This is a genomic window from Nostocoides sp. HKS02 (genome assembly GCF_009707485.1).
Lineage (GTDB): Bacteria > Actinomycetota > Actinomycetes > Actinomycetales > Dermatophilaceae > Pedococcus.
On record NZ_CP046121.1, the window covers coordinates 3,010,290 to 3,023,512 of the forward strand.

Annotated in this window: 13 protein-coding genes; 6 read left to right on the forward strand and 7 right to left on the reverse strand. The window is 67.9% G+C overall.

Translation table 11 applies throughout. From position 1 onward, the window contains the following. Window positions 1-113: 113 nt before the first annotated feature. The 5 genes from GKE56_RS14465 to GKE56_RS14485 all read right to left on the reverse strand — a co-directional run bounded on the left by GKE56_RS14465 (window position 114) and on the right by GKE56_RS14485 (window position 4,185). The gene (locus GKE56_RS14465; RefSeq protein WP_154685140.1) at window positions 114-560 is read right to left on the reverse strand and encodes a hypothetical protein; all 447 of its coding nucleotides are present in this window, start codon (window positions 558-560) and stop codon (window positions 114-116) included. A gap of 892 nt (window positions 561-1,452) precedes the next feature. Then, on the reverse strand, window positions 1,453-1,824 hold the full coding sequence (locus GKE56_RS14470) for a hypothetical protein (protein ID WP_154685141.1): 372 nt from the start codon (window positions 1,822-1,824) through the stop codon (window positions 1,453-1,455). Next, on the reverse strand, window positions 1,799-2,452 hold the full coding sequence (locus tag GKE56_RS14475; protein ID WP_154685142.1) for a hypothetical protein: 654 nt from the start codon (window positions 2,450-2,452) through the stop codon (window positions 1,799-1,801). Before GKE56_RS14475 ends, GKE56_RS14470 begins: the two co-directional genes overlap by 26 nt. Window positions 2,453-2,654: 202 nt before the next feature. Then, entirely contained in the window at window positions 2,655-3,146 is a 492-nt protein-coding gene (locus GKE56_RS14480) for a hypothetical protein (RefSeq protein WP_154685143.1), read from the reverse strand. Between the two features lie 355 nt (window positions 3,147-3,501). Further along, on the reverse strand, window positions 3,502-4,185 hold the full coding sequence (locus GKE56_RS14485) for a hypothetical protein (protein ID WP_154685144.1): 684 nt from the start codon (window positions 4,183-4,185) through the stop codon (window positions 3,502-3,504). A gap of 700 nt (window positions 4,186-4,885) precedes the next feature. Between GKE56_RS14485 and GKE56_RS14490 the strand changes: the two genes are divergently transcribed. Together GKE56_RS14490 and GKE56_RS14495 are read left to right on the forward strand one after the other, a co-directional pair. Continuing rightward, a complete protein-coding gene (locus GKE56_RS14490) occupies window positions 4,886-5,884 on the forward strand; it encodes a GIY-YIG nuclease family protein (protein WP_154685145.1) in 999 nt (332 codons plus the stop codon). Window positions 5,885-6,149: 265 nt separating this feature from the next. Next, window positions 6,150-6,485, forward strand: a complete 336-nt coding sequence (locus tag GKE56_RS14495; protein ID WP_154685146.1) for an Lsr2 family protein — start codon at window positions 6,150-6,152, stop codon at window positions 6,483-6,485. A gap of 817 nt (window positions 6,486-7,302) precedes the next feature. Here GKE56_RS14495 and GKE56_RS14500 read toward each other — a convergent pair. Both GKE56_RS14500 and GKE56_RS14505 read right to left on the reverse strand, forming a co-directional pair. Next, window positions 7,303-7,578 carry a hypothetical protein gene (locus GKE56_RS14500; protein ID WP_154685147.1) on the reverse strand — a complete coding sequence of 92 codons (276 nt, stop codon included), beginning with the start codon at window positions 7,576-7,578 and terminating at the stop codon, window positions 7,303-7,305. 29 nt (window positions 7,579-7,607) lie between these two features. Then, on the reverse strand, window positions 7,608-8,840 hold the full coding sequence (locus GKE56_RS14505; protein WP_154685148.1) for a tyrosine-type recombinase/integrase: 1,233 nt from the start codon (window positions 8,838-8,840) through the stop codon (window positions 7,608-7,610). Window positions 8,841-9,423: 583 nt separating this feature from the next. On the opposite strand from GKE56_RS14505, the gene GKE56_RS14510 reads away from it, so the two are divergent. The 4 genes from GKE56_RS14510 to GKE56_RS14525 all read left to right on the forward strand — a co-directional run bounded on the left by GKE56_RS14510 (window position 9,424) and on the right by GKE56_RS14525 (window position 13,202). Continuing rightward, on the forward strand, window positions 9,424-10,707 hold the full coding sequence (locus GKE56_RS14510) for a type IV secretory system conjugative DNA transfer family protein (RefSeq protein WP_230208997.1): 1,284 nt from the start codon (window positions 9,424-9,426) through the stop codon (window positions 10,705-10,707). A 49-nt stretch (window positions 10,708-10,756) separates the two neighbouring features. Beyond that, a complete protein-coding gene (locus GKE56_RS14515) occupies window positions 10,757-11,128 on the forward strand; it encodes a hypothetical protein (RefSeq protein WP_154685150.1) in 372 nt (123 codons plus the stop codon). Window positions 11,129-11,217: 89 nt separating this feature from the next. Further along, window positions 11,218-11,805: a hypothetical protein gene (locus tag GKE56_RS14520; protein ID WP_154685151.1), complete on the forward strand. Its 588-nt coding sequence runs from the start codon at window positions 11,218-11,220 to the stop codon at window positions 11,803-11,805. Next, window positions 11,802-13,202, forward strand: coding sequence for a CHC2 zinc finger domain-containing protein (locus GKE56_RS14525; RefSeq protein ID WP_195908148.1), 1,401 nt, complete (start codon window positions 11,802-11,804; stop codon window positions 13,200-13,202). The genes GKE56_RS14520 and GKE56_RS14525 overlap by 4 nt, the downstream gene beginning before the upstream one ends. Window positions 13,203-13,223 lie beyond the last annotated feature (21 nt).

Genomic DNA, 13,223 nt, shown 5'->3' on the forward strand with positions numbered 1-13,223 from the left:
CGAGTCGCTTCGTGACCGCGCCAGCCACTCAGGCTGCGTGACCCAACCTGTCACCAGTTCGTGCAGCAGTCCCAAACTCGACCGCGTGAAAGTCGTCCCTCTGTGCATTCTGGTCAGCGTGGTGGTGAAGGGGAGTGAGGCGGCGAGCCCCATTCCGGAGAGGGCAACAGAGACGCGCCAGGAGACACGTCCGGGCCCAGCGCTCTCACCCCGTCCCGAGCAGGCGGCTGGGTCATCCGGTCCCCCCCGCAGTCACCGCCGGTCATGCAATAGACCGACCCGGCCACCACCCACAATCCCAGCAGGAGCGGGATGAGGCCCAACAGCAAAGCTGCCGACGCGACCCAAGGGCGCTCCCTTTCCCGCCGCTTGGCGTTGATGGCGATGATGGCCACGATGGCCGCAAACAGGAACATGATCAGCGCGACCCCAATGACCAACATTACGGTTGCCGCTTCTTTGAACAGGTCGGGGATGAAAGCGATCCCCACAACGCCCAGGGCTGCGATGTCCAACGCCATCGCCGCGTAGCCCAGTCCGTTCCCGTGCGCCACCGCCACCCTTGAACCATAGGCAGGCATAGGGCCCCAAGCAATGGCGCTATCTGGAGCTCGCGTCATACAGGCTCCCTTCTGTTGGGCGCGGCTGCATCGTTCATGTCGGCGCCTGGGCGGCATGGTGCGGATCGCCCCGACGACTGGGGTGAGGCCACCCTCAGTGCCACAATCCGCGACGCAACGTGGCGCAGGTTGGCCGACTGGCTAGCCGCCACCGCCACCGACAGCGAACAAGCCGAGCGTGCTGACGAGGACGGCCGGAGCACTGAGGACGCACGCCACCAGGGCGAGGAGGCGTTCGCGAAGGGGGAGCCGGGCTGAAGTCACGGAGTGTCCGAACTGACCTGACGAGAGCCCAAGCTGAAAAGGCCAACGTGAAGGGAAGGCTGAGGAAATAGAGCGAACTGAGCTCGTTAGCGACCTCATGATGGCCGATCCAACCCCTGAGATTTGCCGCAGCAAGAGCTGTGGGCGCCCACGCGCACACGGCCAGCGCGACACTCCACTCCTGTTCGGGCCGGTACATGTTGTGACGCGACGTCGACACATGACCACGATAGGGCTCGGCTCGCTTCAGCGCAGAGCGGGTTTGGGCACCTCCCCTGCCCCTCCGCGCCCATGGAGTCCGGGGTGATTGAGCACCCACAGCGCATGCGCGATCCCTGAACCCAACGCGCCGAGGACAGTCATGGCTGACATCCCCTGGCACGTCGAGGAGTACCCATGCCCGACCCCGCGCGCGCATTCCACCTGACCACCCGGGCCGGCCGTGCAGTCGTGGCGCTCGTCACCCTCGCGGCCGTGAGCCTTGCGCCACTCGCCCCGGCTCGGGCCGCCTCGACCGTTCGGCTAAGAACCGGCGTCATTTCGCCGCCTGACGGCTATCCGCATGCGGTCACGGCTTGACCTGAACGGTCTTGTAGCGCGAGAACCTCAGTTCATATCCAAACTCCTCGCCTTCAGGCGTGAGCGCTTTGCCCGTCGTGCTGCCCGCCCTCCATAGCCAGGGCATGACGAACCGTGTTGCGTCGTCGTCCGGGAGGGTATCGATCATGGTTCGGGCCTGGTCGCGAAGAAGTTCGAGATCGGATGGGCTCGTGGCTCCTCTACCGCGTTGGCGGCCATCGGCAGCCGTCTCTTGAGCTAGAGCAAGCAAGCCGTCCACGTTGGTGCCTTCCGCCATGGCTGATGGCGCGGGCGACGTGATGCCCGGCGACTTCAGCGCATGGGGCGGGGGCTGCTCAGCCAGCAGAGCGGCGGTCGGCATGACGCCCGTGATCGCCTCCCGCTTGTTCGGAAGGTCGCAGCACGCCAAGGTTCTCGATCACGGCGCGAGCGGCCCCGACGTAGGGACCGACCTCTGGGCGCCCATCGTTGCCCCACACGTCCTCAACCAGCGGCAGCACCTGAGCCCACTGCAGGTGGCTGTATCGCTGACCGTCACCCAGATCCGGCGCGGGCTTCAACAGTGGCCCAGTGATGTACGTCAGGTCGACTCGACACGAGGGATGCGCCGCCGCCGCCAGGCGCAAGTAGTACGGAAGCTGGTCGGCTCGGTGACTGCCCGCCTCCGACTTAAGCTCGATCACCCAGACCCGGTCCGGCCAAAGCACCGCCCAGTCGGGCCAGCCGTTCACAGCTGACTCCTCAACCTTCGGAAGTAGGTATTCATCGACAAAGGCATCCGGACTACTCGTGGCTGGAATTTGCCCCGCTTCGCCGTAGGCCAAGGCATCCAATAGGTGTATGAAACGAACGCCCTGCTCGCTCGGTCTCCGCGCGGTATTCCAGGGAGGTGGTTCACCACCCACAATCAGCGTCGTCAGCACGCGCTGAAGGAACTCTTCACGACCCAACTTCAGGCGACGCCACAACCCTTGAGGGCTCTCCCACATGACTGGCAGGGTAGATGGCACTGCCGACACCTCGGGGGCGGGAAGCTGCGGGCCAGCCAGCTGCAGTCACACCTGCGCCACACCGCCGCGAGTTGGGTGCCCATCCGACTCAGATGCCGAGTTCCGCTCGGTCGGAGTCGAGCGGTGACAACGTCGTAAACGCACAACCGATGCGCCCGCGCGCTGAGCTGTCGAACGCGTATTACAGGCGCCCGGCGACGGCGAGTTCCAACACCATCATGCGTGCGTGCCGATATTCAGGACTCTCGGAGATCACTTCCTCGTAGTACTCCCCAAGCTCCGGCTCCGTGGCAAGGACCTCGGCGACGAGGCGCTTGCTGGGAAGGGTGCCGGAGACGGCGTGGTGGACAAGCTCGGTCTTTGCGGCGGCTTCGTTAGGCATCAGTTGGGCCGAATCGACGCCGAGGGAGGCCCAGGCGGTCGGGTGGTGCGCGGCCAGGGCCAGGGTCCAAGTTCGGGCCTCACGGCAGCCTTCGAGTGCCCAGGCCGTTAGCCCGGGCAGCACCGCTTCGGCGGCCTGTGCACAGTCCTGCACAACAGACCAGCTGGTGTAGCCCCGCCAAGTCGTGTCCTCGCCCAGGCCGATGTGCACTACTAGGGCCAGCACCTGATCCCGCTCGGCGGGCGTAAGCCCTGGCACCTTGGCGGCCTCGAACAGAAAGGGGATCGCCACCGCCGATGCCTCGTAAACCGTCCCTTGGTGGCAGAGGTTGGCCCATAGCTCAGATATGGCCTTCCGACGCTCATCTGGCAGCGAGCTGGCCAAGTGTTGCAACCAATTCGGCACATTCGGCCGGGCCGTAGCACGCATGGAGCGCCGACCAGTCCACCTCATCTCTCATGAACGGCATTGTTGCTCGGCACTGTTGTTAGCGCACGGTCATGCCGCGATTGCTAGGTGCGGCTTTTCCGCCGCATGTGGGCTGCGCGACGCTCCGCGCGTCGGGCGATCGCCGGCCTCCCCAATCGGCGGCTAAGTCAACGCACAAATGGCGGCGCACACGGCTCAGGCCTTGCGGCGGTAGCCCTCACAGTCGGCAGGCATCCTCAAGGGCGGTGATGCGGCGCTTCAGGCAGTGGCGGCGATTCTCGTGGAGGACCATGGCCATCACGCCCAGGCCCACGGCGGTGACTGCGGCGCCCAGGGTCAGCGCAAGCGCGTCCCGTGCCCTGATTTGGCGCATCGGATCCAGTGAAGACCATAGCCAGACCACTCCGGCGAACCAGCCGGTGGCCAGCGCGAGCTTCGTCGCACCGAGGGTGTGATAGATGTCGGCCAGGCGATCGAGGTTGGCGAAGGCCCGTTCACGCGCCTTCTCGTCAGCCACTGGTCGGGTGTTGATCGCGGTTTCCAGGGTCTGCCAGTTGCGCTCCCGGCAGCGCCGGTATTCCGCCAGTGCCCGTCGCCGTCCGGCTCTGGCGTAGCCGAGCAAAGGGCCATTGCTTGGTTCTTGTAGCCACAGCGAGTTGGTTTCACCAGTTAGTGGGATGCTGGCTCCCCTGGGGAACCGCAGGTAGAGCCCGGGGCGGGCTACCGTGAACCAGTTCGACTGGACGGCCTGGTCGCCGAGCCCCAGGTCGGTGAGAACCTTCAGTCCCACGTCTTCGTGGACGAACTGGAAGATCACGCCTTCCACGCGCGAATGCAGGTAGAAGTACAGCTGGTAGATCAAGAACCCCGTCGGCACGGCAGCGGCCACCAGCAGCGCCACAAGGCCGGAGTCGACTGTGATGAGTGCCCCCGGGTAGCCAGCCCCAAGTCGAAGCAGGGCACGTCCCGCCGCAACGACGAGAGCAGCCACCAAGATTGCGGTGGCCCCTGGCGCCGTCCACCGCACGACTTTCGCGAATTCCCCCACCTGATGCCCCCACGCAGATCGAAAACCTCCGCAGGCACTCTATGGTTCCGAGGGCTGTCCCGCCGGAGTTCACCCGAATTGCGGCGGGTTCGCGCTCGGGATGCTGCAACTGTCGTCGCCGGGCGCCCGAGGTAACCGTAGGTGCGATTTGTGTCGTTGTCGGTTCAGTAGCTCACGGCGAAACCGCCCCACTGATTCATCCGGTCGACACCCGGCGTGCCTTCTGACGGACTCGGCGCCAGTCGCCGGCTTCGGAGCTATTCGCAGCGACCCTTCACCTCGGACCGTCGCGTCCCACTTCTGGAGCTTCCACGATTCCGCGGTCGTGGGCCGACTCGCGCTCCCGGTAAGCGTCGCCCTCGTCGCGGCCCCGAGTGGGTCACACCGCCGCCGACACGCACTTCGTCATCCGGGTCGACACTCTCCCCATGAGGGAGGTATGCCTTACCGCCCCAGCACTGCTTCTGGGTCTGCACCATCGGCAGCTTCCAGGGGGGGCCTGGAAGCCGAATTCGACATGTGAAAGCGACCCCTCCATGATTGCCTTGGAACCGTGACGACCTCAGGCCGCCCGCTGGCTCCCCGCCTTGAGCACTTCGGTGAGCGCCTGCGCAACACGGTGTTTGGTCACAAGATGACGCGCGAGTTCTATGCCTACCCCCACCGGTCGCCGCACCAGCGGTTTAACCGGGACCAGTTCGATGAAGGATTCTGGGAGGGCTTGGGCTGGGCCTACCGAGACGAGGCGCATACCCAGCATTCGGATGTGTACCTGCTGGTGCAGCGCGATGCCGCTCTGACCAACTTCGACTTGTCAATGAGGTACTTCGAGGGCCTGGACACTGACCAGTTCGAGGACGCGCTGCAGTACGTCCTTGCCAGGGGGAGACTCTTTAAGCCCGTTCAGTACCTACCCGACTGGGACGGTGTGCCTGGGGCCTACGTCATGGTCTTCGATGAGTACCGGCAGTTCTACATTGGGCAAGCCAATGACATACGTAAGCGGATCAAGCAGCACTGGAGTCGCAGTAAGAGCTTCGACCGGCTGATCTGGGGAAGCAAGTACGACTCGATTTTCCCGGTGGACGAGCTGCGTGCTTTCGACACCACCCGGATCTACGCCGCACCCTCCAGCAACTCGTACGCCGTGGAGCACCGTGCGGAGAAAGCAGCCGACCGACGCTTCTGCTTGAACCGCATGGCCGGTGGTGCGCCCAGCCCCCTGACCCTGATGCTCACCGCCCTCGATCCGCGCACTCGAATGCACGGAGGAGTATCGCGCACCCTCTCGATGGAGGGATTCGAGGTGGCTCGCCTTGACGTTCAGAGGGCAGTCGCTCGGGGAGGGTCCGCTGGCTCCAACGGACCGGCCAAGAAGCTCAGCAGCATGGACATGTCGATCTATTCAGTTGTACGTCCGGACGGCTCGACATTCTTCTGGTCTCGGCGGGACGCTGTTGCCGAAGCCGCTGTTAGGGGTGATCTCAGCGTCGCCGAGTTCGCTGCGTTCCTCACAGAAATGGGCGAGACAATCGTCTGGCCCAACGCGTGAACGCGGTTAGACAGACCATGCTGCCGGCCCCTCCACTGTTGCGGCCATGGTGCGTCTATCCGCCGCCTGTGCGGCTGGATCTGACGACTTTCAGCATGGGACTCTGTGAGCTTCGAAGAGAGCTCAGGCTCAGTGGCCGCGCCAGGGAATGCTCAGGCTCTCTAGCGGCCGGCCGGCCCACCGATGCCTACTGTGTTGGATTGCGACAGAAAGAAGTCGGGCGCGTGATTAGACGTTGTGGGCCGATACGCGACATCATTCGTGCATGGCGAAGCAGACGACGGTGACTATCACTGATGACCTTGACGGTTCGGCCAACGCGAAGGAGGTCTCCTTCAGCCTTGATGGGAGGACGTGGCTCATTGATCTCAGTGCGAAGAATCGCGCAGCCCTAGAGAAGGCCCTCAAGCCCTACATTGCCAAGGCCGTCGAACAAGGCCGGGGGAGAAGTCGTAGCAAGGTCACACGTTCTTCATCTCGGTCCAAGTCGCGCAGGGACCTTGCTGCGGTGCGTGAGTGGGCGAAGAACAACGGGCACGCGGTGAGTGACCGCGGCCGGGTCAGTGCAGACATTCTGGCCGCATACGACGCCAACCAGTAGTTCCTGAGGGGTACGCCAGGCACTTGCGCTCGCCTTGTCGTCTCGGGATGCCAGTGTTGACGTTCTGGTGGCGGTGACCCTTCCGCGGAACGTCGTGTGGTTCCAACCGTGCAAAAAGCCAAGGCTCATGCCGCCCGTATCGCGACTCTCGAGTGGGCGCCGGCACCGGTCTCCTCGAGGTGGCGGAGGCAAGGCTGTCGGCCTCGCGTTTTGGGAGGAAGCCGGAGTCCCGTCGACAGTCGTGGCAGACGACAACGGCTCGTCGGCCGAGGTGCACGACCTCGATCCGATGGGGGTTGCACGCCTCTTCCGTGCCATGGTGGTGGTCGCGACGATGGACCGCGTCGACCGTGCAGGCCGCCACTCGGTTACTGGGCTGCTCTTGCGTGTCCTGGAACACCGGGCTCAGCTTTCTGCGGTTGCGTACATACATCCATGGAACGGCTTATAGGCGCTCCGGCTAATCGGGTCAGGCTCCGACTCCCATGACGAATGGGGGAGGCCTGATCGCGTGATCACCTCAGGAAGTCGCCACCCAGACGAGCGGTCATCCACCGAGTTCGGGCCAATGCTTGGGATGCCATCACATGCGGCGCCTACCCTGCGCCAATGGGGCAGTACCGCCTCCCTGGACTCGACCCGTCCCACCGACCTAGGTGACCTCCTCGATCGCTATGCCCGGGCCGGCTGGGTCGATTGGGCCGGCCGCGGGCCTTAGGTCGTCGTCAATGGCGCGCGCCGCGTTGTCCGTGCGCAAGGACCTCGAGCGATGGGAACCGCAGCCCCGCAACTGAAGGTGCCCATCCGGGCTAGGGGACTAGTCGCCGTCGCCCACCGGGAAGTGCAGAGCTACGCGCGTCTGGATCTCCGGGTAGCCGAGCGCTCCGGCCGCTGAGTTGAGCTGTTCCTTGATGTGCTCGGCTGCCACGGTCGCGGTGTGCCCGTCTGGGTAGGGGCCGGTGACCGTGTAGGAGTCGGTGAACGGGTCGTAGGCGATAACGCTGTGCGGCTGATCCGCGTCGGCGGTCAGCGCCGCGGCATCCATCTCGTCGAGGAAGCGCCGGCCTGCTTCCAGCTCAGGGTCCTTGCCCATGCACCGAGGATGCCACCGTGAGGTGTGAACTACATCCTCCTCGGGCTGACGCCGGGACGGCCCGACGCCGAGGATCTCGTTACCTCGTCGTTTGTCGGATGATCTGAGGCTGGGCGCCCACTGAGGGCGCGCTCACCTATCGAAGAGTCGAGGGCGTCGGGTAGACCGGGGCGGTCCCGTGGCGATGCGGGGTCGACGTCGTGGAGGTGCAGCAGGACGGCGGTGCGGAGGAACTCGTCCCGGGTGATGGCTTCGGTGCTCAGGCCGATGTACTCCTCGGTGGTCTGCATGCTGCGGTGGTGCAGCAGGGCTTGGACGACCCGTAGGGCGCCGTCGTAGCGGCGGGTCTCGAGCAGGGCGTCGAAGATCAGCCGGGCGGCGGAGCGGCGCAGCGTGTGCAGGCCTTGCCCTTGGGTGGGCAGCCCGAGCCGGCGTAGCCCGTCGGTCACCACCTCGCTGGGTTTGGCGGCCGGCCGGGCGGGGTTGAAGGCCCCGAAGGTGAAGTTGCGTTGGGCTTGGCCGTCGACGACCGTGAACACGGGCGCGTACCGGCGCGGCTGATAGGCCGGGATCAGGTGGTCCGAGGGCAGCAGCCCGCGCCCCAGGTCGGCGCGGACGCGGCGCTCGTACTGGGCCAGCCACCGGTCCAGCTCCGCGCGCAGCTCGGGGGACAGCGGCAGCACGTCTTCGACGTCGGACTTCCACACGTGGAAGAACACCGTGCCGCGGTCCAGGTCCAGGTCGCCGACCAGGATGGTCCTCAGCTCGCTCTTGCGCATCGCGGTGAAGAAACCGAGCGCGAGCAGGGCCCGGTCCCGCGGCGTCCCGGCCCCCTCAAGCAGGGCCCGAATCTGCTCCCGGTCCAGCTGCAGCTTCACCTTGAACGGCCGCCGCATGCGCCGCAGCGCCTTGCCGTAGTCCCGGTCGACCAGGTCGTTGAGGTACATCCAGGTGATGAACGGCCGCAGCCGCGCCAGGTAGGGGTTGAACCCACCCGCCCCGATCGGGTCCCGCAGCCGACCCTTGGAGTCCACGTGCGGACCGCGCAGGTGCGCGAACCAGGCCTCGACATGGGTGGCCCGCAGCTCGTCGGCGTAGAGGTCACCGGTGAAGGCGAGGAACGACCGGTTCGTGTCCCGGTACGCCCGCACGGTCCGCCTCGCGTGCTGCGCGGCGCAGTGCACCAGGAACAGCTCCAGCGCGTGGGAGAGGCGAACCCGCTCGCGCGCACCGGCAACGCCCACCAGCGCAGACGGACCCACTCACCGACGGTAGCCCCGCCCGACCTCTGCTGGAAGCCCGTGGCGCAGGGCCGGGAGCGCCCGCCCACCTTGCCGATACTCATGGTGGCCCGCCGGCTGGCGTAGTCCCTTCATTGTGAGGAGGAGCATCATGCACGAAGGGTTGGGCCGTAGCGACCGCCTTTTCGCCGCCGCCGTTTTCGGGATTGGTTCGGTGTGGGGGGTGCTCGGTCTGGGCGCATGGTTTGCTTTCATCCTGACTGGTCGCAGGCCAAATGCGATGGTTTTGGCGGCACCGGTCGAGGTCTTGGCGCACCCGGGTGACTTGGCGGGGGAGCGCTGGGCAGGTGCTCGTTCGCCGGGCGTGTACTGGGGCTGCACGCTGGCCGTGGTGCTGCTCCTAGGAGCCATCAGTGCACTGCTGTGGCGGCAACTGCTGGGGCGGTCGGGGTCGGAGCTTGACCTTCGGGGATGTGCTTCACGTCGGGAGGTGCGGGCTGGCGCGGGTCGGGCAACTCTCTCCTCGCGCGCCTCGACGCTGCGGCCGGCACTGTCCAAACCGTCGTTGACGGATCTGGGGTTCTGGTTGGGGTCGTCCCGCGGGGTGGGGGCGTACGCGACGGTGGAGGACTCGATGGTCATCCTGGGGCCGCCGCGCTCTGGGAAGGGGATCCACCTGGCCATCCCGATGATCCTGGAGGCTCCGGGTCCGGTGCTGACGACGAGCACCCGACCGGATAACCTCGCGGTGACGATGCGCCGCCGTGCCCGATCAGGCCCTGTGGCCGTGTTCGACCCGCAGGGCCTGGCGCCCGGCATGCGGTCGGCGACCCGGTGGTCCCCGATCCGGGGGTGTGAGGACCCGCAGGTGGCCATGCTGCGCGCGAAGGCGCTGACGACGGGTGCCGCGAACGGGACGACGGACTCGAACTTCTGGCAGGCCTCCGCGGAGCAAGCGGTCCGGGTGTTGTTGCACGCGGCCGCGTTGGGTGGGTGCACCTCGGCCGACCTGTACCGGTGGTCCCTCTCGGCGGCGCAGGCACGGGAGGCGGTCGTCATCCTCTCCGCGCACCCGCAGGCGGCGCAGGCGTGGGCAGAGGCGTTGGAGGCCGTCATCAACGCCGACCCACGGCAGAGGGACTCGGTGTGGGCGATGGTCACGATCGCGTTCGCCGCCCTGGCCGACCCCAGAGTGCTGGACGCGGTCTCACCCGGGCCGGGGGAGCAGTTCGACCCTGCCGCGTTCCTGACCGGGAATGGGACGATCTACCTGCTGGGGACCGCCACCGGGTCCGCGGCCACGGCTGGGCTGGTGGGCGCCTTCGTCGAGGACGTCGCCGAAGTCGCCCGACGCCTGGCGGCCCGGTCCGCCGGGGCGCGGCTGGACCCCCCGCTGACACTGGTACTGGACGAGGCGGCCAACTACCCGCTCCCGTCGCTGCCGGCGCTGATGTCCGACGGCGGCGGCACCGGCATCTGCACCGTGGTCGTCCTGCAGTCGCTGGCTCAGGCCCGGCACGTGTGGGGTGAGCACGCCGCGTCGGCGATCTGGGACGCCGCGATCGTCAAGGTCATCCTCGGCGGGGGCTCCAACGCCCGCGACCTGCAGGACCTGTCCACCCTGATCGGGCAACGTGACCAGACGAGCACCACGACCAGCCACGGCCGCGACGGCCACCCCAGCAGGTCGACCACTTCGACGAAGGTCCCGATCCTGGAGCCGGCGCAGCTGCGCACCCTGCCGTTCGGGACCGCGGTCCTGCTCCTGAGGGCGGCGCGTCCGATCGCGCTGACGCTCAGAGCCTGGACCAAGCGGCCGGACGCCGCCGCCCTGACCGCGGACCGTCGCCTGGTCGAAGCTGACATCCACGATGCCGCGACTGCGTGAGGTTGGACCGCTGCACGTCCCGTCTCTGACCGCGACGGAGCGGCAGGCGGTGCTGGCGGATCTGCGGGTGTGGGTGGAGCGGCTCGCGGACCGGTTCGCGCTGGACACCCGCGTGGTCCCACCCTGCTGGGAGGCGCACAACGGGATGCTCGAGGCGTTGTCGGCGTTGCGGGACCACGAACGCGGCTCGTATGCGCCCGACGCAGACCCTCGCGCCGGTGTGGACTGGCTGCACGCGCTGCGCGAGGTCCGGACCCTGCTGCTTGAGCAGGCGGCGCTGACCCAGTGCACCGTGCAGCAGCACCGGGACCCCCCACACCGGCCGCCCAGCCCGGCCGCAGCGGGGCCGGCCCCAGCCCCGACGACACAGCCCACCGCGCTCCCCGAGAGCCCCTGCGGTTCAACGGAGCTGGGCCGGTAGTGACCCCGCTGGCTGCGTAGACCCGGGTGAGGTGGGAGCGTCCCGCCCGGGAAAGGCCAGCCATGGTGGACAGTCCTGAAACCCGGAACGTGACCCAAGCCGCGCTCCTTGGCCTGGCGATCGCCGCGCAGCAGAAACTAGACCTGGATGACCCGGCCGACTTCTGGTACCAGCAGGGCGCCCGCGACGCCTACGCGTACGCGGCGGCGATGCACCTCACGGGCCAGCCGGGGGAGGCCGTCCAGGCCGCGGCCGACCGGGTCGTCCACCTCCTGGGGGAACAGGTCACCGACCTCGGCGTCCTCATGGAAAGCACCCTGGAAGCCTGCCGACCGGCGACCGGGCTCACCTGGGTGGGCCAGCTGTCGTTCGACCGGCTCACCCGCGGCCTGGCTGGCATCGACCACGACACCGGTTCGCGCTGGGGCGCCCTCGCAGATATCCGCATCTTCCATCGCCTGACCACCGGCGCCAGTAAGGGCCTGCTGTACGCCCACGACCGCACCTGGGACGAGTACGCGATCCTCGACCCGGCCGCACACGTCGACACGGTCGCCGCCACCGTCCGTGAGGCCTCGCACCCCGGCCCCAATCTTGCCCTGGACGACTTCGTCGCCCTGCTGCGCGCGAACCCACCCATGGCCATCGAGTCCACATGGCCGGAGGTGCAGCTGTGACCGGGCCCCGGGTCGACGTTCTCGGGCTGCGGGCGGCGCACCCCTTGACGGACGTGGTTGCCGCCGCCGGGGTGGAGCTGCAAGCCCGAGGCCGAGGGTGGATGGGCTGCTGCCCCTTCCACGAGGACACCACCGCTTCCCTGTCCGTCGACGGCGTCCCCGACCGGTTCCACTGCTTCGGCTGCGGCGCCTCCGGCGACGTCATCGACTTCGTCCAGCGCCTGCACGGCCTCACGTTCACCGAAGCGGTCGCACACCTGGAGGCCCGGACCCCGCACCCCCGCCCCGCCACACCATCCCACCACCAGCTGCGCCCAGGTCCTTCGCCTAGCTGGCCACCGCGGGACCGGGCGTACGAGGTCAACGCCCTCGCCTGGGCGCACTACACCCGCCCGGTCGCCCACGCCACTGCGGTGAGCCACCTGAGCCGCCGCCGGGGCATCGACGTGACCGCACTGGAGGAACAGCTCGGCGCACCGGTCGTCGGCCACACCGGCCACGGGTGGACCACCCTCACCGACCATCTGCGCGCCGCCGGTGTCACCGACCAGGAGCTACTGGCACTGGACCTGGCCCAGTCCACCCGCCGCGGCACCCTCATTGACACCCTGCGCGACCGGCTCGTCATCGCGGCCACCACACCGGACTGCCGGATCGCCGGGCTCCTGGGCCGGGACACCAGCGGCGACCCGCGTGCCCCGAAGTACCGCAACCCCACCCGCACCGTCACCTACGACAAGGCCATCACGTGCTACCAGCCCGCGCCCACCCGACACCCCCGGGCGACCGTCGTCCTGGTCGAAGGACCCTTCGACGCCCTCGCCGTCGCCGCCACGGCCGCCACGGCGGGGCGCCTGAGCGAGTTCACCGCCCTGGCCACAGGCGGCGTCGTCGTGACACCCAGCCACGCCGCCCGCGCCGCCCACCTGACCGGTGGGGCGCTGGTCGTCGCCATGGACGGCGACCGTCCCGGACAGGACGGTGCAACCCGCTGGGTGGACCTGCTCGCCGTGCAGGCCGGCAGGCCGGTCCTGGTCACCGACCTGCCCCACGGGCGGGACCCGGCCGACTGGCTCGCCCAGCACGGCCCCGCAGGACTCGCGCTGCTGGATCCGGCACGGCCCGGCGCCTCGGGCGGCCCGCGGCAGCCTGGCCCGGAGATCGTCCGCGCCATCCTGTCCACCCGCCGCCGGGACCCCGCCGTCGAGGTCAGCAAGGCGCTAGGGCCGCTCCTGGCCGCGCTGCCCGCCCAACACGCCGAGCAGCTGGCCGCGGGGGCGGTCACCGAGATGACCAGGCGGGGCTGGAACCCCGACGACGCCTTCACCCGCAGCCTCACCTCTGCATGGCGCACCGCCGCCCGAACCCTGCCGTACCCGGCAAGCCGTTCCTTGTGACGATCCGCACCCGCAACGGAG